The following is a 23,061-nucleotide window of genomic DNA, read 5'->3' as shown; positions in this document are numbered from 1 at the left end:
CGGCCTCCCCTCCCCCGCTCCGGCGGGGGAGGGATTCCCCCGGCGTCCGGGCGGGCCGGGCCGGGCCGCCTTGTATGTCGGGCGGGCCGGTTCAGACCTCCGGGCCATCCGGGGCGCCCCACGAAGCGCCGCTTCGTGGGGACCCCTCCGGCCCTTCGGTCATCGGCACGCCTTGTATGTTGGGCGAGCCGATTCAGACCTCCGGGCCATCCGGGGTACCCCAAAAAGCGCCGCTTCGTGGGGACCCCTCCGGCCCTTCGGTCATCGGCACGCCTCACCCCTTCCCGATCAGCGCCATCAGCTCCCGCCGCGTATTGGCATCGTCGCGGAAGACGCCGAGCATGCGGCTGGTGACCATGCTGGCGCCGTGCTGGTGCACGCCGCGCGTCGTCATGCACTGGTGCTCGCTCTCGATCACCACGGCGACGCCGCGCGGCTGCAGCACCGCCTCGATGGTATTGGCGATCTGCGCCGTCAGCTTCTCCTGGATCTGCAGCCGCTTGGCATAGGCGTGCACCACCCGCGCCAGCTTGCTGATGCCGACCACGCGCTGCGCCGGCAGGTAGGCGACATGCGCGACGCCGATGATCGGCACCATGTGGTGCTCGCAATAGCTCTCGAGCCGGATGTCCTTCAGCAGGACGATCTCGTCATAGCCTTCGGTCTCGGCGAAGGTGCGCTCCAGCACCGCGACCGGGTCGATGCCGTAGCCGGCGAAGAATTCCTCATAGGCCTTCACCACCCGCTTGGGCGTGTCCAGCAGCCCCTCGCGGTGCGGGTCGTCGCCGGCCCAGCGGAGCAGGGTGCGGACGGCGGCCTCGGCTTCGGCGCGGGACGGGCGGTCGGGCGGCACCGGCTGTTCGGCGAGCGGCTTGGCGGGCATCGGGTCCTCCCCTGGCTGTCCTGGTGGCAACGCATGGCGGGCGCGCGCGTATGCCGCCCGTCGCCTATTCGCCGTCGGCAGCGGTGAAATGCCGGCCGCCCCAGGTGATGCCGAGCACGGTCACACGGTCACCGTCCGGCCGATAGCCCACCCGGCAGGTCAGCCGGCGGGTGGGACCAGGGACCGTGATCTCCCGCGTATCGGGAATATCGCCCGGCTGCCCCATGCGCGGGAACTCGCGCAGCGCCTCGATCGCCCGCGCCAGCCGCGCCGCCATCGCATCGGCCAGCCGCTCGCCCGCCGCCTGCCCGTCCGGGTGGCCCGCGATAATGAACGCCCGCAACAGCCTGAGGTCGGCGAGCGCGCGCCGGGCGAATGCGACCGTGATCAATCCCGCTTGGCACGCGGTGCGAAGGCGGCCGCAACCTCCACCTCGGTCGCGATGTCACCGGCCTCGGCCTCCTGCAGCCCGGCCTGCAGATGCGCGGCCCAACCGAGACGGGCGTCGATGAACTCGGCCACGGCCTCGTCCACCAACTCGCTCCGGTCGCGCTCGAGCCGCCGCGCCAAGTCGTCCAGAGCGTCACGCCGCTCCGGCGACATGCGGATGGTCACAGGGACGGTCCCGATTTCGGCCATGGGCACCTCCTGCAGCAATGCTACCGCGCCGGGATCGACGTCGCCACCTCAGCGCCCGGCCAGCGCGTGCAGCTCCTCGGCCAGGTCCTCGAGCTCCTCCAGCACCGCCCGCACGCTGCCCGGCGGATGCTCCGGCTCGCCCAGCGGCAGCTCGGCATGCTCACCCTCGGCCAGCCCGCCTTCCCGCAGCAGGCGCTGCACGCCCTTGATGGTATAGCCCTGGGTATAGAGGAGATCGGAGATGCGCCGGAGCAGCGCGATGTCCTCCGGCCGGTAGTAGCGCCGGCCGCCGCCCCGCTTGAGCGGCTTGAGTTGGGGAAACTTGGTTTCCCAGAACCGCAGCACGTGCTGCGGGATGTGCAGGTCGTCCGCCACCTCGGAGATGGTGCGGAAGGCCGTCGGCGCCTTGCGGGGGCGCGGCGGCCCGGGATCGGCGGGATCGTCGCTCATGCCCGGCCCGGTCGTGGCAGGCGGTCAGGCCGCCTCACGCCTCCTCATCCCCATGCGGCACCGCCTGGCCGTTGATGCGGGCCTTGAGCACCTGGGAAGGGCGGAAGGACAGCACCTTGCGGGGCAGGATCGGCACCTCCACCCCCGTCTTGGGATTGCGCCCCACGCGCTGGCCCTTCTGCCGCACCAGGAAGGTGCCGAAGGCGGAGATCTTCACCGCCTGCCCGGCTTCGAGCGACGCGGCCATGCGTTCCAGCACAGCCTCGAGCAGCGCCGCGGATTCGTTCCGCGACAGCCCGACCTGGCTGTAGATCGCCTCGGCGAGGCCGGCACGCGTCAGCGTGTTCATGCCGTAACTGGTTCCCGCAAACCCTTCTCGCGCCAAGGAAACCCGCATCGGTTCGGGCGGTCAAGCACGGCCTGCCGGAGTGGCCCGCAGGCCTGCCACACCGTGGCATCCGGGCGACGGTGCTAACCGCTGCTTATAGGATTCGGGTGATCCTGACCTCCCGGTTGCATCCGCGACCGGGTGGAGATGGCGCATGCGGTGCGAGGAATCGATCTGGGCCCCGGCCGGCGGCTGGCAGGGGCCGCCTGCGGGCGGCACGGTCGGGCTCGTCCGCCATGCCAGGGCGCGGCAGGTGCGGGGCTGATGCCGGGCTCGCCGCACCGCCAATTCGCCCGCCAGCTCGCCCGGGCGACCGGTCCCGATGGAGTCGTGGACATCGCCCGGCTCGGCCTGCTGGTCGGCGCCGCCTATGAGGCGGCCGAGCGCGACCGCCGCCGCGCCGAGCGCGCCATGGCCCTGATGGCCGAGGCGCTGGAGGCGGCCAATGGCCGGCAGGAGGCGCTGGTGCGCGAGCTCCGGACGCAGAATGCCCGCTTCGTGGCGGCGATGGACAACATGGCCCTCGGCCTCGCCATGTACGACGCCGAGGAGCGGCTGGTCGTGGCGAACGAGCGGCTGAACGCCGTGCTCGGCCTGGCGCCCGGCACGCTGCGGGTCGGCATGACCTATCGCGAGGCGGTCGCGGCCTGCATCGCCGCCGGCCATTTCCCGGAGCGGAGCGCCGACCGGGTCTATGCCGCGCGCCGGCGGATCTTCGCCCCGGGCGCCAGCCTCGATGTCGAGGAGGTGCGCGGCGGCCGCATCCTCGCCGTCTCCGGCCGGGGGCTGGAGGGCGGCGGCTGCATCCTCACCTTCCAGGACGTGACCGAGCGGCGCGAGGCCGAGGCGCGGATCGAGCACATGGCGCGGCACGACGCGCTGACCGGCCTGCCGAACCGCGCCCAGCTCCATGGCCGGATGGAGGAGGCGCTCGCCCGCTGCCAGCGCGGGGAGGAGTTCGCCGTGCTCGTCCTCGACCTCGACCGGTTCAAGGCGGTGAACGACACGCTCGGCCACCCCGTCGGCGACGGGCTGCTGCGGGCCGTCACCGCCCGCCTGCGCGCCCAGTTGCGGGAGACGGACACGGTCGTGCGCCTCGGCGGCGACGAGTTCGCCGTCATCCAGACCATGGCGGCGCAGCCCTCCGCGGCCACGGCGCTCGCCCGCCGGCTGATCGCCACGCTGAGCGAGCCCTACGAGATCGAGGGCCATCAGGTCGTCGTCGGCACCAGCATCGGCATCGCCCTCGCCCCGGCCGATGGCGGCGCGCCCGACATCCTGCTGAAGGCGGCCGACCTCGCGCTGCATCGCGCCAAGGCGGAGGGGCGCGGCACCTGGCGCTTCTTCGAGGCGGAGATGGACGCGCGCATGCAGCAACGCCGGCGGCTCGAGCTCGACCTGCGCCAGGCGCTGGCGGCCGGGCAGTTCAGCCTGCATTATCAGCCGCTGGTCGAGGTCGCCTCCGGCCGCATCACCGGCTTCGAGGCGCTGCTGCGCTGGCAGCACCCCGAGCGCGGCCTGATCCCGCCGGGCGAGTTCATCCCGCTCGCCGAGGAGACGGGGCTCATCCTCCCGCTCGGCGAATGGGTGCTGCGGGAGGCCTGCCGGGAGGCGGCGTCCTGGCCCGGCGGGGTGTCCGTCGCGGTGAACGTCTCGGCCGTGCAGTTCGGCACGCCGCGCCTGGTCGACGCGGTGGCGGAGGCGCTGGCCGCGGCCGGCCTGCCCGCGACGCGGCTCGAGATCGAGGTGACGGAGTCCATCATGCTGCAGGACAACATCACCACTATGGCCATCCTGCACCGCCTGCGCGGCCTCGGCGTGCGGATCTCGATGGATGATTTCGGGACCGGCTATTCCTCGCTCGGCTATCTCCGCAGCTTCCCCTTCGACAAGATCAAGATCGACCAGTCCTTCGTGCGGGACATCGGCAAGCGGGGCGATGCGCGGGCGATCGTGCGGGCGATCTCGGGCCTCGGCGGCAGCCTCGGCATGCGGACCACGGCGGAGGGGGTGGAGACGCGCGAGCAGTTCGAGCGGCTGCGCGCCGATGGCTGCACCGAGGCGCAGGGCTATCTCTTCGGCCGGCCGGTCCCGGGCGAGGCGGCGCGGGAGATGCTCCGGACGGCCGCCTCGGCAGCGGCGCAGGCCACCGCGGCCGCCTGAGCGGCGGCGCGCCAGGGGGCGAGGCGCCTTGTATGTTGGGCGAGCCGATTCAGACCTCCGGGCCATCCGGCCCTGCGGTCATCGGCACGCCTTGTATGTCGGGCGGGCCGATTCAGACCTCCGGGCCATCCGGCCCTTCGGTCATCGGCACGCCTTGTATGTCGGGCGGGCCGATTCAGACCTCCGGGCCATCCGGCCCTTCGGTCATCGCCACGCCTCAGAAGCGCGCCAGCGTCGCGCCCCAGGTCAGGCCGCCGCCGATGCCTTCCAGCACCATCAGGTCGCCGCGCTCGATCCAGCCGCGGCCGGCGGCCTCGGCCAGGGCCAGCGGGATGGAGGCGGCCGAAGTATTGGCGTGGCGGTCCACCGTCACCACCACCCGCTCCTTCGGCAGGCCGAGCTTCTTGCCCATGGCATCGATGATGCGGGCATTGGCCTGGTGCGGGATCAGCCAGCGGACGTCGGACTGGGCGAGGCCATTGGCGGCCAGCGCCTCGTCCACCACGGCGGCGAGCTTGGAGACGGCGTGGCGGAAGACCTCCTTGCCCGCCATGCGCAGTTTGCCGCATTCGCCGTTCGAGCCGGGCCCGCCATCGACCAGCAGGATGTCGCCGTGCCGGCCGTCGGAATGCAGGTGGGTCGAGAGGATGCCGCGATCCGTCGCGTCGCCGCGCCCCTCCCCCGCCATCAGCAGCACCGCGCCGGCGCCGTCGCCGAACAGCACGCAGGTGCCGCGGTCGGTCCAGTCGAGGATGCGGGAGAAGACCTCGGTCCCGATCACCAGGGCGCAGCGCGCCTGGCCGCAGCGGATCATCGCGTCCGCGACGCCGAGGGCATAGACGAAGCCGGTGCAGGCGGCCGAGACGTCGAAGGCGAAGCCGCGGGTCGAGCCGATCGCCGCCTGGATGCGCACCGCGGTCGCGGGGAAGGCGCTGTTCGGCGTCGCGGTCGCGACGATGATGCAGTCCACCTCCGCGCCCGGGACGCCGGCGCGCTCCAACGCCTGCCGCGCCGCCGCCGCGCCCATCGAGGACGCGGTCTCCCCCGGCGCCGCGATATGGCGCTGGCGGATGCCGGTCCGCTCCACGATCCAGGCATCCGAGGTCTCGATGCCGAAGGCCTCGGCGAGCGCGTCGTTGGTGACCACGCGGTCCGGCAGGTAGCCGCCGCAGCCGGCGATGATGGCGCGGGTCACCATGACGCTCGAATCCTCAAGGGACGGAGGGCACCGGCTGGGCCGGTACGGAGGATAGCCGGGAGAGGCCCTCCCGGATGCGGTCGTTGAAGTGGTGGGTCACCATGTCCATGGCGACGTCGACCGCATGGGCGAAGCCCAGCGCATCGGTGCCGCCATGGCTCTTCACGACAACGCCGTTCAGGCCGAGCAGGATGGCGCCGTTGTAGCGGCGCGGGTCCATCCACTCGCGCAGGCGGTCGAGCGCGGGCCGGGCCAGCAGGTAGCCCATGCGCGCCGGCACGCTGCTGGTGAAGACCTGCTTCAGCAGGTCGCGCATCAGCTTCAGCGCGCCCTCGCCGGTCTTCAGCGCGACATTGCCGGTGAAGCCATCCGTGACCACCACGTCCACCGTGCCGGCGGTGATGTCGTGGCCTTCCACGAAGCCGTGGAAATTGCCGCCGATATGGCTGTCCTTCAGCACCTCAGCGGCGGCGCGCACGCGGTCGTCGCCCTTCAATTCCTCAGACCCCACGTTCAGCAGCCCGAAGGAGGGCGCGGTGAGGCCGAGCACGGCGCGGGCGAAGGTGTCGCCCATGACGGCGAACTCCACCAGGTTGCGCGCGTCGCACTGCACATTGGCGCCGAGGTCGAGCATGACCACGTCGCCGCGGGCCGAGGGCATGATGGCGGCGAGCGCCGGCCGGTTGATCTCCGGCAGCGTCTTCACCACGATCTTCGCCAGCGCCATCAGCGCGCCGGTATTGCCGGCCGAGACCACGCCCGCCGCCTCCCGCGCCGCGACGGAATCGATCGCCACGCGCATGGAGCTGTGCCGGCCCTGCCGCAGCGCCGCCGTCGGCTTCATCTCCGAGGAGATGACGTCCGGCGCGTGGCGGATCATGCAGACCTTCGCCGCGCGCGGGCGCCGCGCCAGCATGGCTCCGATCCGGGCCTCGTCGCCGACGAGCAGGAAGCGGGCCTGCGGATGCCGCTCGGCGGCGATCTCCAGCCCGTCCAGCACGATGTCGGGTGCGTTGTCACCCCCCATGGCGTCGATCGCCAGGGAGAAGGGCTTCGACACGATCTTCGGTTCCCTGCCGGCCGGATTGCGGCGGCTCAGGTGCGGACCACGCCCTTCACGGCCTCGGCCGCGATGACCTCGCGGCCGTCGTAATGGCCGCACTGGCCGCAGACATGGTGCGGGCGCTTGAGCTCACCGCAGTTCGGGCACTCGTTATGCGCCTGGGTGGACAGCGCCTCATGGCTCCGCCGCATACCGCGGCGGGAGGGCGAAACCTTCTTCTTCGGAACGGCCATGGCGCCGAGCCTCTCTTCACAACGAAATCAGCAGGATTCTGCGGGAGCGCGCGGCTGTAGCACCCCACCCCCCACGGTGCAAGCAGCGGTGCGGGCAGCCGCACCGGAATGACCGGCGCTATCCCTTGCGCCGCAGGGCGGCCAGCGCGGCGAAGGCGCCCGCCGCCTCCGCCTGCGCCTCGGGCGGCAGCTCGGCGCCCGAGGCGCGCGGATAGGGGTCGAGCGCGAGCGCGAGCTGCTCCGCCACCACCTCCCCGAGATCGGCGGTGTCGTCCTCGGTCGGGATCTCGTCGAGGTCGTCCGGGCCATCCGCCGGCTCCCGCCCCGCCGGCAGCAGGCGGAGCGCGAACGCCTCCGCCACCTGCTGCGCCACGGGGTCGAGTGTGACGACGCATTCCTGCGTGACCGCCGCCTCCAGCCGCCCCTCGACGCGCACCGCGCCATCGGGCTCGGGAGAGAGCCGCAGCGTCGCGTGCAGCGCCTCGATGCCGAGGATGCCGAAGCGGCGGGCGAGCGCGGCGCGCTCCGCCTCGCTCGCCTCCAGCACCTCGGTCCGCCCCTCCGGCCCGACCCGGCCGAGAGCGAGGGGGCGGGAGAATTCCGGGCTGTCAGCCGGCATCGGCGGCCTCCTCCGGCGCGGGAAAGCGCGCCTGGCCCTTGAGCAGGGCATCGAAGGGCTGCGCAGCGAGGGCATCGGCGGCGCGGAGCGCCTGCGCGGCCAGGCGTCGCGCCGCCTCGCCGGGCTCGCCCTCCGCCCGCCAGACATTGCGGTGCAGCGCCGCGGCCAGCGCCGCGGCATCGGCCGACTCCAGCGCGGCCTCATAGGCCTGGGCGCGGCCGTGGAAGGCCTCCCACATCCGCTTGACCCGCTTGCCCACCGTCAGGTCGCTCACCCCCATCTCCCGCAAGTTGATGTCCATGTCGGCGAACATGGCGTCGAACACCGCCTGGGCCAGCGCCGCGCCGCGCGGGTCGGGGTCCCGGCGGAGCCGGCGGATGAGCAGCGCCGCATGCAGCCCGACCAGGTCGAAGCGGCCATCGAGCGTGTCCGGCACGCCGAGGGCGCCGAAGAACCAGGGATCGCGGGCCGCCGCGACGGCCGCGCCATAGAGCTCGAACCCGGCCCTCTCGTGCGGCTTGCGGCGGAACAGGGCAGAGAGGCCCATCGGGGCGGGGTCCTTCGGGTTGGGCGTCGCGGAACGGTTGACCCTGCCGCGGCGTGGTGGCATTCGGCCGCAGACATGGATCGCCCCCTTCGCCCGGTCAACGCGCCGGCCCACCGCCCAACCGCGGCGCGCGGCGCCGTGCTGGCCCTCGCCGCCCTGCTCGCCCTGCCCGCCTGCAGCTTCTTCGAGGCGCCGGTGATCCAGCGCGGCAACCGCGTCACCGAGGACCAGTTGCGCGAGATCACCCCGGGTGTGCAGACCCGGCAGGACGTCCAGGCCCTGCTCGGCTCGCCGACCCAGACCAGCACCTTCGGCGACGGCACCTGGTTCTACATCAGCAGCAAGACCCGGCAGCGGCCGGGCCGGGCCCTGGCGGTGACGGACCAGGAGACGGTGGTCATCAATTTCGACCAGCGCGGCGTGGTCCGCGAGATCAGGCGGGTCGGCGAGGACGAGGCCCAGCCCGTCGACATGGTCACCCGCGAGACGCCGACCCCGGGCAACGACCGCACGCTGATGCAGGCGCTCTTCGGCAATGTCGGCCGGATCGGGCCCATGGGCTCGCCGATCGGCGGCACGCAGCCGGGGGCGCAGGCGCCGAGCGCGTCCGGGCGGTAGCCGTGTCCGGGGCGCTGCCCCGGGCCCCGCGAAGGGGGCGGAGCCCCCCTTCGAGACCCCCCTCTAGAAGTGGCTCCAGCCGGTGCGCGGCAGCGCCATCGTCGTGCCGGCGGCGTCCAGCACCGTCACGTCAGGCGCGCCGGCCACGAAGTCGCCGATGCGCGCGACCGGCACGCCGCCCGAGGCCGCGCGCGCCAGGACCTCGGCCTCGGCACCCGCCGGCGCGGCGAAGAGCAGTTCGTAGTCGTCCCCGCCCGTCAGGCAGAGCGCCAGCAGCGCCGGATCAGCCGCGACCAGCGCCCGTGCGGCGGGCGAGAGCGGCACCGCCCCGGCCCGCAGCACCGCCCCGCAGCCCCCGCCGCGGCAGAGATGGCCGAGGTCCTGCACCAGCCCGTCCGAGACATCCATCGCCGCGCGGGCGAGACCGGTCAGCGCCTGGCCCAGCGCCAGCCGCGGTCGCGGCAGCCGGTAGCGTTGCGCCAGATGTCCCTCCCCGTCCGCCGGCAGCCGGCCCTGCAGCGCCCGCAGCCCGAGCGCCCCGTCGCCGATCGTCCCGGAGACCCAGAGCGCATCGCCCGGCCGCGCCCCGTCCCGCCGCAGCGCGGCCCCCGGCGCGACCGTGCCGAGGATGGTCAGCGAGAGCGAGACCGGCCCCGGGGTGGAGACCGTGTCGCCGCCGAGGACCGAGAGCCCGAACTCCGCCTGGTCTGCCGCCAGCCCATCGACGAAGCGGGCGAGCCAGTCCCCCGGCAGGTCCTTCGGCAGCGCCGTGGTCATGAGATAGCCGAGCGGCGCCGCCCCCATGGCGGCGAGGTCCGAGAGGTTCACCCGCAGCAGCTTCCGCCCGATGCTCTCCGGCGGATCCTCGGGCAGGAAGTGCACGCCCGCGACCATGGCATCCGCCGCCAGCACCAATTGCCGCCCGGGGGGCGGGTCCAGCAGCGCCGCATCGTCCGAGAGGTCCAGCGCGCCCGGCCCGGCCAGCCGACGGAAATGCCGGGCGATGAGCGCGAACTCTCCCGGGAGATCAGCCACCGCGGCGGCGCGGCGCGCCGCTGAACTCCTCGGCCCGGAGCGTGCGGGCCATGGCATCCAGCACGCCATTGGCGAAGCGCGGCTCGTCGCCGCCGAAGAAGCCATGCGCGATGTCGAGATACTCGTTGATCACCACCTTGGCCGGCGGCTCCTTCCCGCTGAGCAACTCGCCGCATGCGGCCCGCAGCAGCGCCCGCAGGACGGGGTCGAGCTTCACGAGCGGCCAGTCCTTGTCGAGATGGCTCGACAGGGTGGCATCGATCTCGCCGGCATTCCGCGTCACCTGCATGACGATGGCGGAGAAGAGCGGGACATCGGCCTCGGGCACCCGGCCTTCCTCGAAGCCGCCATCGCCGGGCCGGGTGCCCAGGCGGTGGCGCTGGAACTGGCTGATGACGACCTCGGCCGGCTCGCCGGTCTGCTCCCCCTGGAACAGCGCCTGCACGGCGGCGACGCGCGCGCCGGTGCGCGGGCGGCCGCGGGCGCGCTGCGCGGCAGGCTTCCTCGCGGCGGATGCGCCGGGCTTCGCCGCGGCCGGCCGCGGCGCCGGCGCGGGCTGGCCCGCGGCGCGCTGCTCGGCCTCGTACTCCGCGCGCAGCCGGTCGAGCTCCCCCGTCTCCGACTTGGAACCCGCCATCAGAGGCCCCAGCGGCGGCGCAGCGCCACCTGGCCGAGCAGCGCATGCGCCGCCTCGACCCCCTTGTTGTGCCGGTCCTCCGCCGCGCGGGCGATCGCCTGCTGCAGCGTATCGACCGTCAGCAGGCCCAAGCCGATGGCGGCGCCGGTCTCGTCGGCGATGCGCATGACGCCGTGACAGATGGCGTCGCAGATGAAGGTGTAATGGTCGGTCTCGCCCTTCACCACGCAGCCGAGCAGCAGGTAGCCGTCATAGCGCTCCTGCGTCTGGGTCAGCGCCATGCGCAGCGCCGCCGGCAGCTCGTAGCCACCCGCGACATCCACGGTCTGGTGGAAGGCACCGGCCTCGGCGAAGACCTTCTCCGCCCCGCGGCGCATGCCGCTCACCACCTGCTCGTAATAGGGCGCCTGGATCACCAGCAGGCGCGGCGCCGGCCCCGGGATGGGCTGCGCCGCGCGCTCCGGCGCGTCGATCGTGCTCATGAATGGTCCTGTTGCGTTCGGATCAGCGGCCGGGTCTCGACGACCCTGAGGCCATAACCCTCGAGGCCGACGATCGGCCGCGGGTTGTTGGACAACCGCACCATGTCGCGGACGCCGAGATCCGCCAGGATCTGCGCGCCGATGCCGTAGTCGCGGATCTCGGGCGGCGCGACCCGGCGGTCCTTGCTGTGGCGGATCTGCTCGCTCATGTTGGTCAGCCGCCAGTCGCGGATGACGACGACGACGCCGCGGCCCGCCGCCTCGATCATGCGCATGGCGTCGTGCAGGTCGCGCGTGCCGGCGCCGGCGACGATGTCGTGCAGCAGGTTCGCGGCATGCATGCGCACATGCACCGGCCCGGGCGCGGAGACATCGCCCCTGACCAGCGCCAAGTGCTCGGCGTATTCGAGCGTGTTGGTATAGACCACCAGCCGCCAATCGCCGCCGATGGAATGCTCGATCTGCCCTTCCGTGACCCGCCGCACCAGCCGCTCGGTGCGCCGGCGATGGGCGATGAGGTCGGCGATGGTGCCGAGCTTGAGGCCATGGTGCTGCGCGAAGGCGACCAGGTCCGGCATGCGGGCCATGCTGCCGTCGTCGTTCATGATCTCGCAGATCACGCCCGAGGGGTTCAGCCCGGCGAGGCGGGCGATGTCCACCGAGGCTTCCGTGTGCCCGGCGCGGACCAGGGTGCCGCCGTCGCGGGCCAGCAGCGGGAAGACATGGCCGGGGGTGACGATGTGCTCGCGGCCCATCTCCGGGTTGATGGCGGTGGCGATGGTATGCGCCCGGTCGGCGGCCGAGATGCCGGTCGTCACGCCGTCCTTCGCCTCGATGGAGACGGTGAAGGCGGTGCTGTGCCGGGTGCCGTTGGCGGCGGCCATCAGCGGCAGGCCGAGCTGCTCGACGCGATGGCGCGTCATCGCCAGGCAGATCAGGCCGCGGGCATACTTCGCCATGAAGTTGATCGCGTCGGGGGTGGCGAACTGCCCGGGGATGACCAGGTCGCCCTCGTTCTCGCGGTCCTCGTCATCGACCAGGATGAACATGCGGCCGCGCCGCGCCTCCTCGATCAGCTCCTCGGTCGGGCTGACGAAATCGGCGAAATTGACGCGTTGCGGCACGACGGCGGTCATGGGCGACGGGTTCCTCTAGCGCGCGCCGGCGACGGCGCCCTGGTCTGCCGACACCAGCCGCGCGACATAGCGCGCGAGCGTGTCGATCTCGATGTTCACGCGGCTGCCCGGCTGGAGCGTGCCGAAGGTGGTCACGGCGGCCGTATGCGGGATGATGTTGACCCCGAACACGTCCCCGTCAACCTCGTTGACCGTCAGCGACACGCCGTCGATGGCGATCGAGCCCTTCTCCGCCACGAACCGCGCGAGTTGCGGCGGCAGGCGGAAGCGCCAGCGGACGGAGGCATTTTCCGGCACCGCCGAGAGCACCTCGGCGACGCCGTCCACATGGCCGGAGACGAGGTGCCCGCCGAGCTCGTCGCCGAGGCGGAGCGAGCGTTCCAGGTTGATCCGGCTGCCCGGCCGGAGCAGCCCGAGCGTGGTCTTCGACAGGGTCTCGGCCGAGGCATCGACCGCGAACCAGTCGCCGCCCAGTTGCACCGCGGTCAGGCAGCAGCCGGAACAGGCGATGGAGGCACCGATCGCGGCCGGCGCCGGCTGCCCCAGGAAGGCCGGCGAGGTGCCGATGACGAGGCGCATGTCGTGCCCGGCCCCGAGCGGCTGCACCTCCCGCACCGTGCCGAGGTCCGTCACGATCCCGGTGAACATGGCTATGGGTTCTCCTCGCGCTCGAGCTCGGTCAGCCAGTCCGCCCCGGCCGGGCGGCTCGCCACGCGGCGGAATCTCGGCATGGCGGAAAGCGCGGCCAGGGGCAAGGGTTGGACGGCGGGCAGCCCGTCCCCGCCCATGATGCCGGGGGCGTGGAACCAGGCGATGCGGTCGACGAAGCCGCCGCGCAGCAGCGCCGCCGCCAGCCCGGCCCCGCCCTCCGCCATCACCCGCGTGACGCCGCGCTGGGCGAGCGCGCCGAGCAGCGCGCCGAGGTCGAGGCCCGGCTTCGCCCGCGGCACCGGCAGGATCTGCACCCCGGCCTCCAGATAGGGCGCCAGCACCCCCGGCCGCTGGTTGGTGCGGGTGGCGATCCAGGTCGGGACCTCCCGCGCCGTCCGGACCAGCCGGCTGTCGAGGGGCGTGCGGAGGCGGCTGTCGGCGACCACCCGGGCGAGCGCCACCTTGGCCGTGCCGGGGAGGCGGGGGGTCAGTTCCGGGTCGTCGGCCAGCACCGTGCCGCTGCCGACCAGGATGGCGTCGTGCCGAGCGCGGATCGCATGCGCCTCCCGCCGCGCCTCCGGCCCGGTGATCCACTGGCTCTCGCCCGATGCGGTGGCGATGCGGCCATCGAGCGTCGTCGCGAGCTTCAGCGTGACCAGCGGCAGGCCGCGCGTGATGCGGCGGGCGAAGCCGGCATTGATCGCCCGCGCCTCCGCCCCGCCCAGGCCGAGCTCGACGATCACGCCGGCCTCGCGCAGCCGCTGCAGCCCGCGCCCGTCCACCCGCGGGTCGGGATCGCCGGTCGCCACCACCACCCGGGCGATGCCGGCCTTGATCAGCGCGTCGCAGCAGGGCGGCGTGCGGCCCCAGTGCGAGCAGGGCTCGAGCGTGACATAGGCGGTCGCGCCGCGGGCCAGCTCGCCGGCGCGGGCCAAGGCTTCCGTCTCGGCATGCGGGCGGCCGCCGGGCTGGGTCCAGCCGCGGCCGACCACCCGGCCGTCGCGCACCAGGACGCAGCCGACCGCGGGGTTGGGCCAGGTATTGCCCAGGCCGCGGCGGGCGATGGCCAGCGCCGCCGCCATATGGGCCCGGTCCGCGTCGGGGTCGGTCATCGGTTCAGGGCGCGGAGGGTTCGGTCATCACGCCAAGGTGGCGTGGGCCGGGCCGGGGTGGAAGAGGCGGCCTATTGCAGCTCTATGCCGGCGCTGCGGATCACCTGTGCATTGCGCTCGATATCGGCGGCGATGCGGTCGCGGAAGGCCTCCGGCCGCAGCACCATCACCTCCCCCTGGGCGAGCAGGAGCTGGCGCGTGGCCGGCGCCGCGGCGGCGGCCTCCATCAGCCAGACCAGCCGCTCGAGGATCGGCAGCGGCAGCCCGGCCGGGGCGACCAGGCCGTTCCAGAAGGTGGCGACGAAGTCCGGCCAGCCGCTCTCGGCCAAAGTCGGCACGTCGGGCAGGTCGCGCCAACGGGTGGCGCCCGTGCAGGCCAGCGGAATCAGCAGGCCCGACTTCAGCAGCGGCGTGGTGGAGGGCGTCTCCAGCACCAGGTCCACCTCCCCCGCGACGAGGGCGTTCTGCGCCGGGGCGGCGCCGCGGAAGGGGACGTGCAGCAGGCGGATGCCGGCGGCCGTGCAGAACAGCTCCATGTTCAGGTGCTGCAGGTTGCCGTTGCCGGCCGAGCCATAGGTCAGACCGCCCGGGCTCGCCTTCGCCGCCGCGACCAGGTCGGCGACGCTGCGGAAGCCGCGGCTGCGCGGGCTCTTCGGGGAGGCGGCGAGGATGAAGGGGCTGATGGTGATGCTGGCGAGCGGCAGCAGGTCCCGAAGCGGCTGGTAGCGGATGTCGCGGTAGAGCAGGTGGTTGGCGGTCATGGTGCTGGTATTGCTGACCAGCAGGGTATGGCCGTCCGGCTCCGCCGCCGCGACGAAGGCGGCGCCGAGGGAGCCATTGGCGCCCGGCCGGTTCTCCACCACCACCGGCTGCGGCAGGCGGGTCCGCATGTCCTCGGCGAGGATGCGCGCGCAGATATCGGTGGAGGCACCGGCGGGATAGCCGACGACGAGGCGGACCGGGCGGCTCGGCCAGGCCTCCGCCGCGCGGCCGGGGGCGGTCAGCGCGGCAGGGCTGGCGGCGAGCGCGCCCAGCAGGGCGCGCCGGCGGAGCGGCGGCATGGCCATGGGTCCCTCCCGTTTCGCGGGAGTGGACCAGAGCGGGCGGGTGGCGTCCAGGCGTCCTATCGCAGACGGGAGGGTATGTCGGCGCCGTCGAACAGGACCCAGCGGATCACGCCTTCCCCATCCGGCTGGACGCGGTAGCCGATCCAGTAGCGGTGCTGCCGGATCCAGCGATATCCCAATCCCCCAAGCCCGGGATACGGGGTCGGCGCGACGGTTCTGTCAGCGCCCGCGCCAAACATGACGGCATGAGGCAGGCGACGCGCGACCATCCCAACCAGCAGGCGAAGCCAGTCAGGTGGAAAGCGGTCCGCCGCAGGCCTCGTGAATTTTTCGGGCCAATGGACTATGCAACACCCCCGAGCATCGCCTGACCGGGCATTCCGAACCGCAGCGGGGCGGTACCATCCGTTTGCCGCCAACCGCCAGCCTTGCCGAGTGGGAAGACGCACGATGGCGCACTTTCGGCTTGTCAGTGTGGACCAACCTGTATGTTGGATCAGCATCGGCTTGCCCGACATTGTCCAACTTGCACTGTGGGGCGGCGGGCCTTCGGGTGAGGATCTCGACATCGTAGTGGCGGACCCGAAAGTTGGGCGGGTTCAGTTTCCTGGGGAACTGGCAGGTTTTCCTGTTTCGAATTTGCGGGTCTTCGAGTTCATTGGGACAGGCGCAGGGCAGACAGAAATACTGGCAAAGGTGCCACGCACCGGCGCTTCTTATGCAATGCCGATCACCGCTTCAGTCGGCGGCGTATCCACCTATACCAACCCACCAGTTTCCTTTCATAAATTCTATCATGGCACAAACCTAGCATCGGCGAAGAAGTTGATGTGCATTGATTTGACCCCTATGACCGTGCCAGAGGCGCTCCTTCTCGACGTCAACGAATATACTGATTTTGGCAAAGGCTTCTACACCCACCCAGAAGAAGGCAAGCGCAAAGCCATCGAATGGGCCAAGCGAAGAAATCATGAATGGGGCGTGGTACGCTTCAGCCTCACCTCCAAAGAGTATAATACCATCCTGGGCAAGGCACTGTTTTTCCCTGATAAGTACAAAACTCGACCTGGGAACGCTCCGAAGCTGTTCCACGGACAAAATTCAACATGGATTGAGTTCGTCGAGTTCAACCGACATGTAAGACTTGTCGATATAAAGCGGCCAAAAGACAATGATTGGACGGCAGATTACTGCTGGATGCGAGGTCCTATATGGGGTCGTGCGGACAGTGGCCTGCCAGGCGCCCCAGGACTTCCCGAGAAATACCATCAAGTAAACTGGGGGCTAAGCGGTATGCAGGCCTTAAATACGCCCGACGCCAAGCGCCGTCGCTTTTTATTTACAAAACATAACGAACATATGCTCTGATGTGAATGTCCTGTTGGCGAAGTGGCACCGCGAAGCTGGCCGACTGGACCTGCCGCTTGGAATCAGCCCGCCGAAGGTTCGCACGACCGGCGCGCTGAACAGGAAGGACGTGAGGTTCTATCGCCGGGTCTGGCACGAGTTCTGACAGAACCGGCGCGGGCCGCTACCGTGTGACGGGCTCGTCTACCTTCCGAAGGACAAGGTCGAGCATCTCGATCAGGCAGCGCGTCGCCTCGAAACGGCCCAGGCGCATGTGATGCGCCTGAAGGTCCAGGAACTGCCGCTCAGCCTCGGTCGTCAGCCGTCCCATGCCGGTATCGCGCTTCGTATGTAATTACCCACCCCCCCCCCTTGCGCGAGGGTGGGTTGGCTGATTCGATCCTGGCATGCAGCGGGACGAGCTTGAGCGGCTGAGCAAGTCGGAGCTGATCGAGCTGGTGCTGCGGCTGCAGCGGCCGAAGAAGACCTCGCGCACATCCTCCAAGCCGCCGTCCACGGACCGGAAGGAGAGGCGCGAGCGGGCCAAGCCTGGAGGCGCCAAACCGGGCCACGAGGGACACAGCCGTCCCTTGAGCGACGACGTCTCCGAAAGGATTGCCCACCGCCCCGAGGTCTGCCCGTGCTGCCGGATGCCGCTCGCAGCCGATCTGGCGGCCGAACAGGCCGGGATCTGGGAGCACATCGAGTTGCCCGCGGTCAGGCCGGTGGTGGTTCACCACCATCGCTTGGCGGTGCGCTGCCCGGGATGCGGCACGCGGGCCGTGGCGGCCGTGCCGGTCAGCGGCACGCCGTTCGGCGCGCGCCTGCACGCGGTGGCCACCTACCTCAAGACCTACCAGGCGCTCTCCTATGAGCGGCTGCAGGCCGCCCTCGCCGACCTGTTCGGGCTGCGCCTCAGCCAGGGCGGGCTGATGAACCTGCTCCGCCGTGCCCAAGGCCGGTTCCAGGTCGGGCGCGAGGCAGCCGTCGCGGCGCTGCGCCGGGCCGAGGTGGTGGCCTCCGACGAGACCGGCGTGCGGATCGAGGGCTGCTCCGGCTACCACTGGGTGTTCCGCTGCCAGGACGCCGTGGTGCACCAGGCCGCGCCGACGCGCGCCGCCTCCGTCGTGCACGCGATGATGGACGGGCACCGTCCCGCGGTCTGGCTCTCGGATCGCTACTCGGCGCAGCAGGGCCACGGCTTGGCCCAGCAGACCTGCCTTGCGCACCTGGCCCGCGATGTGGCTTACGCGCTCGAGGCCAGCGACGACCCAATCCCCTACCGCCTCAAGCTCTGGCTCGGCTCAGCCTTCGACCTGGCCGACGCCGCGGCACGCCTGGCCGCTTCCACCCTGGCCGCCAAGCGGCGGGCGCTCGAACGCAGGCTGGACGCGATCCTCGCAGCCCCCAGCGGGTGCGAGCTGACACGGGCACTGCAAGCGAAGCTGCGCCGAGCCCGCGACCAACTCCTGACCTTCGTGGACTGGCCCGGCCAGGTCGAGGCGACGAACAACGCCTGCGAGCGCGACCTCCGCCCCGCCGTGATCCAGCGCAAGGTCACCAACGGCTATCGCGCGATGTGGGCCGCTCAGGGCGAGGCGGACGTGCGCACCGTCGTCGACACCGCTCGCCTCGCGCCGAACACCAGCGTCTTCGGCACTATCCTCCAGACCATTACACCGTAACCACCGCACCAGAGACGGGGGTGGGTAATTACCTTCGTATTCCGCAAGCAGGGCGCGCATCTCCGCGACGACCTGTTCGCCGGGGACCGTCCGGCCCGCCCGGGCATCGGCCTCGGACCGCGCCAGGCCGGCGCGGATCTCCTCCAGCGACATCGGCGGCGGGTCGTCGTCGAAAGGCTGCTGCGCCTCGCGGAACTCCATGACGGTTGTCTCCGAAGCGGTTCGCGGGACCCTAGCAGGGTAGATACGACATGACGACACTATTCAACCCGACGCTGCCCTAGCCAGGCCAGGCCCCCGGCACCCGCTGGGCCAGCCAGCGCGCCAAGGCCGCGTTCACCTCGGCCGGCCGCTCCTGCGCCATCCAGTGGCCCGAGGGGACCACTGCCTCCGTCAGGTCGGCGCAGGCCTTGCGCATGGGCGTGGCGAGCGCGCTGTCCATCGTCTCGCAGGTCGTGTCATGGGCCGCGTGCAGGAACAGCACCGGCATGGCGAGCCGCCCGCCATCGGGCGCGCGGGCGGCATAGGCGGCATTGGCCTCGTGATTCAGGTACCAGGAATCCGGCCCGGCGAAGCCGGTTCTGGTCAGCGCCGCGACGTAGCGGCTGTGGTCGGCGGGGGTCAGCACCGCCTCGTCCAGCGGGACATCCGGCGCGCGGCCGGCGCCGCCGAACCAGCCGCCGTCGCGGCGGATGGTCGCGGTGCGGCCCGGCTTGCCGCGCGCCGCCGGGTTGCCGCGGCGGAACAGGGCGCGGACGGTGGCATCCACATCCGCCTCGAAGGCTGCCCGTGCCGCCTCCGGCTTCTCCAGGTAGAAGAACTGGTAGTCCCATTGCCCCGCGGGGTACTCAGCCTCGGGATAGGTGCGGCGGTCCACCAGTGGGAGCAGGTTGGGCAGCGTGAAACCCTCCGGGATGTAGGGCACGCAGAGGTTGGCGACGGCGAGGCACCGCCCGGCATGGTGCGCGGCGAGGCTCCAGGCGACCGGGCTGCCCCAGTCATGCCCGATCCAGACCGCCCTCTCCCGCCCGAGGCCGGCGAGCAGCTCCAGCATGTCGGCCGTGATCGCCTCCAGCGCATAGTCGCCGGGCGAGGGGTGGACGGTGGAGCGGCCATAGCCGCGCATGTCGGGGGCGACGCAGCGGAAGCCCGTGGCGGCGAAGCAGGGCAACTGGTGGCGCCAGGAGATCGCCAGCTCCGGCCAGCCATGCAGGAAGATCAGCAGCGGGCCGTCCGCCGGGCCGCATTCCAGGTAGGCGGTGGTGTGGCGCGAACTGCGCACCACCCCCTCCCGCAGTTCGAGGGTCATGGACGTCTCCCCGGGTCCGGGCCGGACCTTGGTGCCCGGCCGCACGTGGAGCCTAGCCCGCGTCCATCTTGCCGAGGAACTCGCGGAAGTCCTTCGCCTCGCCGAAATTCCGGTAGACGCTGGCGAAGCGGACATAGGCGACCTGGTCCACCTCCTTCAGCGCGTCCATAACGATCTCGCCGATCTGGCGGGAGGTGACCTCGGACTCCGCCTCCGTCTCCAGCTTGCGCTGGATGCCGTTGACGATGCGCTCGATCCGGTCCTCGTCCACCGGGCGCTTGCGCAGCGCGACGCGGATCGAGCGCGCCAGCTTCTCCCGGTCGAAGGGCACCCGGCGGCCATCGGCCTTGAGGACCGTGATCTCGCGGAGCTGCACCCGCTCGAAGGTGGTGAAGCGGCTGCCGCAGGCGGGGCAGGAGCGGCGCCGGCGGATGGCGGCATTGTCCTCCGCCGGCCGGCTGTCCTTCACCTGCGTGTCCTCGCTCCCGCAAAAGGGGCAGCGCATGCGTGATATCCTTTCTCCGCCCGGGCACCACCATATATGGTGGCAGGCCGCTTGACGGAACGCCAGCGCTGGGTATGCGGGACACGGAATCGAGCATCACCGTCCGACCGGCCGGGCCAGAGGACGCCGCCGCCGCCTGCGCGGTGCTGCGCCGCTCGATCCTCGATCTCTGCCGCGAGGACCACGGGGACGACCCCGCGGTGCTGGCTGCCTGGCTCGCCAACAAGACGCCGGCGCAGGTGGCGGGCTGGATCGCCGCGCCGAAGGGCTGTGTCCTGGTCGCGGAGATCAGCGGCGCGGTCTGCGGGGTCGGGTCGATCGGCCCCGGCGGGCGGATCGGGCTGAACTACGTGGCGCCGGAGGCACGCTTCCGTGGCGTCAGCAGCGCGCTGCTGGCCTCGCTCGAGGCCTGGGCGCGGGCCCGCGGCCTCACGCATTGCTCGCTGGAGAGCACGGCGACCGCCCGCCGCTTCTACCTGGCGCGCGGCTATGCCGAGACCGGCCCGCCGCAGCGCCAGATGGGAGCCACCGGCATCCCGATGGCCAAGCCGCTCGGTCAGTAGGCCCGGTCAGTAGATTGGGAAGCGCTGGCAGAGGGCGAGGACGCGCTGCTTCACGCTCTCCTCCACCGCCGAGTTCGCCGCGGCGTCGTTGGCGCGGGCGAGGCCGTCCAGCACCTCGCCGATCAGCCGGCCGACCTCGCGGAACTCCGCCTCGCCGAAGCCGCGCGTCGTGCCGGCCGGCGTGCCGAGGCGGACGCCGGAGGTGACCATCGGCTTCTCCGGATCGAAGGGGATGGCGTTCTTGTTGCAGGTGAGGTGGGCGCGGTTCAGCGCGCCCTCGGCCGCCTTGCCCGTCAACTTCTTCGGCCGCAGGTCCACCAGCAGCAGGTGGTTGTCGGTGCCGTCGGTGACGAGGTCGAGGCCCTGGCCCTTCAACTCCTCGGCGAGCGCCGCGGCATTCGCCACGACGGCGCGGGCATAGGCGCGGAATTCCGGCTTCAGTGCCTCGCCGAAGGCGACCGCCTTGGCGGCGATCACATGCATCAGCGGGCCGCCCTGCAGGCCGGGAAAGACGGCGCTGTTGAACTTCTTGGCCAGCGCCTCGTCGTTGGTCAGGATCATGCCGCCGCGCGGGCCGCGCAGCGTCTTGTGCGTCGTCGTCGTCGCCACATGCGCATGCGGGAAGGGCGACGGATGCGCGCCGCCGGCGACCAGCCCGGCGAAATGCGCCATGTCCACCATGAAATAGGCGCCGACCTCGTCCGCGATGGCGCGGAACGCCGCGAAATCCCAGACCCGGGCATAGGCCGAGCCGCCGGCGATGATCAGCTTCGGCTTGTTCTCCAGCGCGATCCGGCGGACCTCCGCCATGTCGATCCGCTGGTCCTCCCGCCGCACCGTATAGGGCACGGGCCGGAACCACTTGCCCGAGAGATTGGCGGGCGAGCCATGCGTCAGGTGGCCGCCGGCGGCGAGGTCGAGACCCATGAAGGCATCGCCCGGCTGGAGCAGCGCCAGGAAGACCGCCTGGTTGGCCTGCGCGCCACTGTGCGGCTGCACATTGGCGAAGCCGCAGCCGAAGAGCTTCGTCGCCCGCTCGATCGCCAGGGTCTCGGCGACGTCGACGAACTCGCAGCCGCCGTAGTAGCGGCGGCCGGGATAGCCTTCCGCATACTTGTTGGTCAGGACCGAGCCCTGCGCCTCCAGCACCGCGCGGGAGACGATGTTCTCCGAGGCGATGAGCTCGATGCCGTCCTGCTGCCGGCCGAGCTCCTGGCCGATGGCGGCGGCGAGCTCCGGATCGGCCTCCGCCACCGGGGCGGAGAAGAAGCGCTCGGGGATGCGGTAGGCGGTCGTCTCGTTCATCGGTTCGGCCCTGGAGAGGTGCGGCGGTCAGGCGGCAGTCGGGTTGATCTTGTCGATGCGGCGCTGGTGGCGCCCGCCCTCGAAGGCCGTGGCGAGGAAGACCTGCAGGGCATCCAGCGCCACCTCCGGCCCGGTCAGCCGGGCGCCGAAGCAGGCGATGTTGGCGTCGTTGTGCTGGCGGGACAGCCGCGCCTCGGTGGTCGAGTGCAGCACGGTGGCGCGGATGCCGGCATGGCGGTTGGCCGCGATCTGCATGCCGATGCCGCTACCGCAGACCAGCACGCCGAAGCGCGCCCTGCCCTGCTCCACCGCGGTCGCGACCTGGTGGGCATAGTCCGGGTAGTCGACGCTGGCGGAGGCATTGGTGCCGACATCGATCAGGCTATGGCCGGCGGCGGCCAGCGCCTCCTGCAGGATGGCCTTCAGCGGCAGGCCGGCATGGTCGCCACCGATGGCGATGATGAGGGGGGCGGAAGTCATGGCGGACACCTACCATGCGCTGTGGGTTCGGGCGATGCCAAAGCCCAAGGGTTCGTGGCGGGACAGATGGCGCGCCACCCGCGGAATGGCCAGCCGTCAGGGCGCAGCCCCGCCATGCGCGGCGAGGAAGGCGGCGACGCGCGACCGCGCCGCGTCGCGCGCCAGAGGCTCGGTGCCGAACGTCACCACCCGGCCATCCGGCAGGCTGCGCGTGCGAAGGACCAGCGCCGGGGCATCGAAGCCATGGTTCGCGCCGGGATAGAGGTCCGCCTCGATCCGCCCGGGATGCGCGGCGGCCAGGGCGAGGCAGGAGGCGGGCGGCGTCCAGTCGTCGCTGGCGCCGAGTTGCATCAGCAGCGGCGCGCCCGGCGTCCAGCCGGCCTCCCGCCGGCTCTCGCCGCAGCCGGGATAGAAGGCGATGGCGGCGCGCAGCAGGCCGGGCGGCAGCGGCTCGGCCACCGCCGCCAGCACGGTGGAGCCGCCATGCGACCAGCCCAGCAGCAGCGCCCCGCCCTTCGCGGCCCAGGGCTGCTCTTGCGCCCAGGCGGCGGCGGCATGGGCATCGGCACGGCGGACCCGCGGGCCGGCCGGGAAGCCCCTGACGCCGCAGGCCTCGCCGAGGCCGCGGCTGGCGAAGCTGTCGGGGAAGAGCACGGGATGGCCGGCGGCCGAGAGCCGTGCGGCCCAGTCGGCCTCCCGCGGGGACAGGCGCTGCGGCCGCTCCGGCCCGCCCATGCCGTTGCAGCCATGCAGCGCGATGACGGGGATGCCGGGCGCGGTGCCCGCGCGACGGACCAGAAGGGCGCGCAGCGGCACGCCCTCCGGGCCCGGGATGGTCACCGGCTCGGCCGCGACCGGCGAGGGTGCAGGCACGCCCTGCGCCGCGGCGCAGGGCGCGAGCAGCACGAGGATCGGCAGGAGGAGCCGTTGCATGCGCACAGCCTAG

At 71.9% G+C, this 23,061-nt stretch carries 27 protein-coding genes and 1 pseudogene; 5 read left to right on the top strand and 23 right to left on the bottom strand.

Annotated features, from left to right (window positions below):
- Positions 1-274 precede the first annotated feature (274 nt).
- The 5 genes and pseudogenes from folE to Q7A36_RS05170 all read right to left on the bottom strand — a co-directional run bounded on the left by folE (position 275) and on the right by Q7A36_RS05170 (position 2,321).
- On the bottom strand, positions 275-883 hold the full coding sequence (folE, locus tag Q7A36_RS05190) for a GTP cyclohydrolase I FolE (protein ID WP_305102605.1): 609 nt from the start codon (positions 881-883) through the stop codon (positions 275-277).
- A 64-nt stretch (positions 884-947) separates the two neighbouring features.
- Positions 948-1,274, bottom strand: coding sequence for a type II toxin-antitoxin system RelE/ParE family toxin (locus Q7A36_RS05185; RefSeq protein WP_305102604.1), 327 nt, complete (start codon positions 1,272-1,274; stop codon positions 948-950).
- Positions 1,271-1,522, bottom strand: coding sequence for a CopG family ribbon-helix-helix protein (locus Q7A36_RS05180; protein WP_305102603.1), 252 nt, complete (start codon positions 1,520-1,522; stop codon positions 1,271-1,273). The genes Q7A36_RS05185 and Q7A36_RS05180 overlap by 4 nt, the downstream gene beginning before the upstream one ends.
- Before the next feature lie 173 nt (positions 1,523-1,695).
- Positions 1,696-1,972: pseudogene (locus Q7A36_RS05175) on the bottom strand (MerR family transcriptional regulator); the annotation flags it as partial.
- Between the two features lie 34 nt (positions 1,973-2,006).
- The gene (locus tag Q7A36_RS05170) at positions 2,007-2,321 is read right to left on the bottom strand and encodes an integration host factor subunit alpha (RefSeq protein ID WP_305102601.1); all 315 of its coding nucleotides are present in this window, start codon (positions 2,319-2,321) and stop codon (positions 2,007-2,009) included.
- 303 nt (positions 2,322-2,624) lie between these two features.
- Here Q7A36_RS05170 and Q7A36_RS05165 point away from each other — a divergent pair, with 303 nt between their 5' ends.
- On the top strand, positions 2,625-4,523 hold the full coding sequence (locus Q7A36_RS05165) for a putative bifunctional diguanylate cyclase/phosphodiesterase (protein WP_305102600.1): 1,899 nt from the start codon (positions 2,625-2,627) through the stop codon (positions 4,521-4,523).
- A gap of 217 nt (positions 4,524-4,740) precedes the next feature.
- On the opposite strand, the gene Q7A36_RS05160 is transcribed toward Q7A36_RS05165, so the two are convergent.
- The 5 genes from Q7A36_RS05160 to Q7A36_RS05140 form a co-directional block, all read right to left on the bottom strand.
- Positions 4,741-5,721, bottom strand: a complete 981-nt coding sequence (locus Q7A36_RS05160) for a beta-ketoacyl-ACP synthase III (protein ID WP_305102599.1) — start codon at positions 5,719-5,721, stop codon at positions 4,741-4,743.
- A gap of 13 nt (positions 5,722-5,734) precedes the next feature.
- Complete coding sequence (gene plsX, locus Q7A36_RS05155; RefSeq protein ID WP_305102841.1) at positions 5,735-6,748, bottom strand: phosphate acyltransferase PlsX; 1,014 nt, start codon at positions 6,746-6,748, stop codon at positions 5,735-5,737.
- Between the two features lie 68 nt (positions 6,749-6,816).
- Entirely contained in the window at positions 6,817-7,017 is a 201-nt protein-coding gene (gene rpmF / locus Q7A36_RS05150; protein WP_305102598.1) for a 50S ribosomal protein L32, read from the bottom strand.
- Positions 7,018-7,135: 118 nt separating this feature from the next.
- A complete protein-coding gene (locus Q7A36_RS05145) occupies positions 7,136-7,636 on the bottom strand; it encodes a YceD family protein (RefSeq protein WP_305102597.1) in 501 nt (166 codons plus the stop codon).
- A complete protein-coding gene (locus Q7A36_RS05140) occupies positions 7,626-8,183 on the bottom strand; it encodes a ubiquinol-cytochrome C chaperone family protein (RefSeq protein ID WP_305102596.1) in 558 nt (185 codons plus the stop codon). Before Q7A36_RS05140 ends, Q7A36_RS05145 begins: the two co-directional genes overlap by 11 nt.
- A gap of 75 nt (positions 8,184-8,258) precedes the next feature.
- On the opposite strand from Q7A36_RS05140, the gene Q7A36_RS05135 reads away from it, so the two are divergent.
- A complete protein-coding gene (locus Q7A36_RS05135; RefSeq protein WP_305102595.1) occupies positions 8,259-8,801 on the top strand; it encodes an outer membrane protein assembly factor BamE in 543 nt (180 codons plus the stop codon).
- 63 nt (positions 8,802-8,864) lie between these two features.
- Here Q7A36_RS05135 and thiL read toward each other — a convergent pair whose 3' ends face one another.
- From thiL to Q7A36_RS05100, 7 genes are all read right to left on the bottom strand, one after another.
- A complete protein-coding gene (gene thiL, locus Q7A36_RS05130) occupies positions 8,865-9,893 on the bottom strand; it encodes a thiamine-phosphate kinase (RefSeq protein ID WP_305102594.1) in 1,029 nt (342 codons plus the stop codon).
- Positions 9,829-10,473, bottom strand: a complete 645-nt coding sequence (nusB, locus tag Q7A36_RS05125; RefSeq protein WP_305102593.1) for a transcription antitermination factor NusB — start codon at positions 10,471-10,473, stop codon at positions 9,829-9,831. Before nusB ends, thiL begins: the two co-directional genes overlap by 65 nt.
- A complete protein-coding gene (gene ribH / locus Q7A36_RS05120) occupies positions 10,473-10,955 on the bottom strand; it encodes a 6,7-dimethyl-8-ribityllumazine synthase (RefSeq protein ID WP_305102592.1) in 483 nt (160 codons plus the stop codon). The genes nusB and ribH overlap by 1 nt, the downstream gene beginning before the upstream one ends.
- Positions 10,952-12,091, bottom strand: coding sequence for a 3,4-dihydroxy-2-butanone-4-phosphate synthase (gene ribB, locus Q7A36_RS05115; RefSeq protein ID WP_305102591.1), 1,140 nt, complete (start codon positions 12,089-12,091; stop codon positions 10,952-10,954). Before ribB ends, ribH begins: the two co-directional genes overlap by 4 nt.
- Before the next feature lie 15 nt (positions 12,092-12,106).
- Positions 12,107-12,739 carry a riboflavin synthase gene (locus Q7A36_RS05110; RefSeq protein ID WP_305102590.1) on the bottom strand — a complete coding sequence of 211 codons (633 nt, stop codon included), beginning with the start codon at positions 12,737-12,739 and terminating at the stop codon, positions 12,107-12,109.
- A 2-nt stretch (positions 12,740-12,741) separates the two neighbouring features.
- Positions 12,742-13,854, bottom strand: a complete 1,113-nt coding sequence (gene ribD, locus Q7A36_RS05105) for a bifunctional diaminohydroxyphosphoribosylaminopyrimidine deaminase/5-amino-6-(5-phosphoribosylamino)uracil reductase RibD (protein ID WP_305102589.1) — start codon at positions 13,852-13,854, stop codon at positions 12,742-12,744.
- 71 nt (positions 13,855-13,925) lie between these two features.
- The gene (locus Q7A36_RS05100) at positions 13,926-14,921 is read right to left on the bottom strand and encodes a Bug family tripartite tricarboxylate transporter substrate binding protein (protein WP_305102588.1); all 996 of its coding nucleotides are present in this window, start codon (positions 14,919-14,921) and stop codon (positions 13,926-13,928) included.
- A 507-nt stretch (positions 14,922-15,428) separates the two neighbouring features.
- Here Q7A36_RS05100 and Q7A36_RS05095 point away from each other — a divergent pair.
- Positions 15,429-16,289: a hypothetical protein gene (locus Q7A36_RS05095; RefSeq protein ID WP_305102587.1), complete on the top strand. Its 861-nt coding sequence runs from the start codon at positions 15,429-15,431 to the stop codon at positions 16,287-16,289.
- A 163-nt stretch (positions 16,290-16,452) separates the two neighbouring features.
- Here Q7A36_RS05095 and Q7A36_RS05090 read toward each other — a convergent pair whose 3' ends face one another.
- Positions 16,453-16,599 (bottom strand): hypothetical protein, encoded by a 147-nt coding sequence (locus Q7A36_RS05090; RefSeq protein WP_305102586.1) that lies wholly within the window; start codon positions 16,597-16,599, stop codon positions 16,453-16,455.
- 76 nt (positions 16,600-16,675) lie between these two features.
- On the opposite strand from Q7A36_RS05090, the gene tnpC reads away from it, so the two are divergent.
- A complete protein-coding gene (gene tnpC, locus Q7A36_RS05085; RefSeq protein WP_305102585.1) occupies positions 16,676-17,953 on the top strand; it encodes an IS66 family transposase in 1,278 nt (425 codons plus the stop codon).
- Between the two features lie 280 nt (positions 17,954-18,233).
- On the opposite strand, the gene Q7A36_RS05080 is transcribed toward tnpC, so the two are convergent.
- Complete coding sequence (locus Q7A36_RS05080) at positions 18,234-19,262, bottom strand: alpha/beta fold hydrolase (protein ID WP_305102584.1); 1,029 nt, start codon at positions 19,260-19,262, stop codon at positions 18,234-18,236.
- 52 nt (positions 19,263-19,314) lie between these two features.
- On the bottom strand, positions 19,315-19,767 hold the full coding sequence (gene nrdR, locus Q7A36_RS05075) for a transcriptional regulator NrdR (protein WP_305102583.1): 453 nt from the start codon (positions 19,765-19,767) through the stop codon (positions 19,315-19,317).
- Positions 19,768-19,841: 74 nt separating this feature from the next.
- On the opposite strand from nrdR, the gene Q7A36_RS05070 reads away from it, so the two are divergent.
- Entirely contained in the window at positions 19,842-20,330 is a 489-nt protein-coding gene (locus tag Q7A36_RS05070; RefSeq protein WP_305102582.1) for a GNAT family N-acetyltransferase, read from the top strand.
- A gap of 6 nt (positions 20,331-20,336) precedes the next feature.
- Here the strand turns inward: Q7A36_RS05070 and glyA are convergent, their stop codons facing one another.
- From glyA to Q7A36_RS05055, 3 genes are all read right to left on the bottom strand, one after another.
- Positions 20,337-21,635: a serine hydroxymethyltransferase gene (glyA, locus tag Q7A36_RS05065; protein ID WP_305102581.1), complete on the bottom strand. Its 1,299-nt coding sequence runs from the start codon at positions 21,633-21,635 to the stop codon at positions 20,337-20,339.
- A 27-nt stretch (positions 21,636-21,662) separates the two neighbouring features.
- Entirely contained in the window at positions 21,663-22,115 is a 453-nt protein-coding gene (gene rpiB / locus Q7A36_RS05060; protein WP_305102580.1) for a ribose 5-phosphate isomerase B, read from the bottom strand.
- 96 nt (positions 22,116-22,211) lie between these two features.
- Positions 22,212-23,048, bottom strand: coding sequence for a dienelactone hydrolase family protein (locus tag Q7A36_RS05055; RefSeq protein ID WP_305102579.1), 837 nt, complete (start codon positions 23,046-23,048; stop codon positions 22,212-22,214).
- Positions 23,049-23,061 lie beyond the last annotated feature (13 nt).

The sequence above is a fragment of the Paracraurococcus lichenis genome (assembly GCF_030657435.1).
GTDB classification, from domain to species: Bacteria; Pseudomonadota; Alphaproteobacteria; order Acetobacterales; family Acetobacteraceae; genus Paracraurococcus; species Paracraurococcus lichenis.
The sequence above is the reverse complement of the archived record's forward strand: the minus strand, read 5'-3'. Positions and strand labels throughout refer to the sequence as shown.

Coding starts and splice junctions, on each gene's coding strand:
- rpmF (WP_305102598.1), bottom strand. CDS start 7,017: ATGGCCGTTCCGAAGAAGAAGGTTTCGCCCTCCCGCCGCGGTATGCGG.
- Q7A36_RS05100 (WP_305102588.1), bottom strand. CDS start 14,921: ATGGCCATGCCGCCGCTCCGCCGGCGCGCCCTGCTGGGCGCGCTCGCC.
- Q7A36_RS05145 (WP_305102597.1), bottom strand. CDS start 7,636: ATGCCGGCTGACAGCCCGGAATTCTCCCGCCCCCTCGCTCTCGGCCGG.
- ribD (WP_305102589.1), bottom strand. CDS start 13,854: ATGACCGACCCCGACGCGGACCGGGCCCATATGGCGGCGGCGCTGGCC.
- Q7A36_RS05135 (WP_305102595.1), top strand. CDS start 8,259: ATGGATCGCCCCCTTCGCCCGGTCAACGCGCCGGCCCACCGCCCAACC.
- Q7A36_RS05070 (WP_305102582.1), top strand. CDS start 19,842: ATGCGGGACACGGAATCGAGCATCACCGTCCGACCGGCCGGGCCAGAG.
- rpiB (WP_305102580.1), bottom strand. CDS start 22,115: ATGACTTCCGCCCCCCTCATCATCGCCATCGGTGGCGACCATGCCGGC.
- Q7A36_RS05140 (WP_305102596.1), bottom strand. CDS start 8,183: ATGGGCCTCTCTGCCCTGTTCCGCCGCAAGCCGCACGAGAGGGCCGGG.
- Q7A36_RS05160 (WP_305102599.1), bottom strand. CDS start 5,721: ATGGTGACCCGCGCCATCATCGCCGGCTGCGGCGGCTACCTGCCGGAC.
- nusB (WP_305102593.1), bottom strand. CDS start 10,473: ATGGCGGGTTCCAAGTCGGAGACGGGGGAGCTCGACCGGCTGCGCGCG.
- plsX (WP_305102841.1), bottom strand. CDS start 6,748: ATGGGGGGTGACAACGCACCCGACATCGTGCTGGACGGGCTGGAGATC.
- nrdR (WP_305102583.1), bottom strand. CDS start 19,767: ATGCGCTGCCCCTTTTGCGGGAGCGAGGACACGCAGGTGAAGGACAGC.
- Q7A36_RS05110 (WP_305102590.1), bottom strand. CDS start 12,739: ATGTTCACCGGGATCGTGACGGACCTCGGCACGGTGCGGGAGGTGCAG.
- thiL (WP_305102594.1), bottom strand. CDS start 9,893: ATGCCATGGCCCGCACGCTCCGGGCCGAGGAGTTCAGCGGCGCGCCGC.
- glyA (WP_305102581.1), bottom strand. CDS start 21,635: ATGAACGAGACGACCGCCTACCGCATCCCCGAGCGCTTCTTCTCCGCC.
- Q7A36_RS05170 (WP_305102601.1), bottom strand. CDS start 2,321: ATGAACACGCTGACGCGTGCCGGCCTCGCCGAGGCGATCTACAGCCAG.
- Q7A36_RS05080 (WP_305102584.1), bottom strand. CDS start 19,262: ATGACCCTCGAACTGCGGGAGGGGGTGGTGCGCAGTTCGCGCCACACC.
- Q7A36_RS05090 (WP_305102586.1), bottom strand. CDS start 16,599: ATGGGACGGCTGACGACCGAGGCTGAGCGGCAGTTCCTGGACCTTCAG.
- Q7A36_RS05055 (WP_305102579.1), bottom strand. CDS start 23,048: ATGCAACGGCTCCTCCTGCCGATCCTCGTGCTGCTCGCGCCCTGCGCC.
- tnpC (WP_305102585.1), top strand. CDS start 16,676: ATGCAGCGGGACGAGCTTGAGCGGCTGAGCAAGTCGGAGCTGATCGAG.
- folE (WP_305102605.1), bottom strand. CDS start 883: ATGCCCGCCAAGCCGCTCGCCGAACAGCCGGTGCCGCCCGACCGCCCG.
- Q7A36_RS05180 (WP_305102603.1), bottom strand. CDS start 1,522: ATGGCCGAAATCGGGACCGTCCCTGTGACCATCCGCATGTCGCCGGAG.
- ribH (WP_305102592.1), bottom strand. CDS start 10,955: ATGAGCACGATCGACGCGCCGGAGCGCGCGGCGCAGCCCATCCCGGGG.
- ribB (WP_305102591.1), bottom strand. CDS start 12,091: ATGACCGCCGTCGTGCCGCAACGCGTCAATTTCGCCGATTTCGTCAGC.
- Q7A36_RS05165 (WP_305102600.1), top strand. CDS start 2,625: ATGCCGGGCTCGCCGCACCGCCAATTCGCCCGCCAGCTCGCCCGGGCG.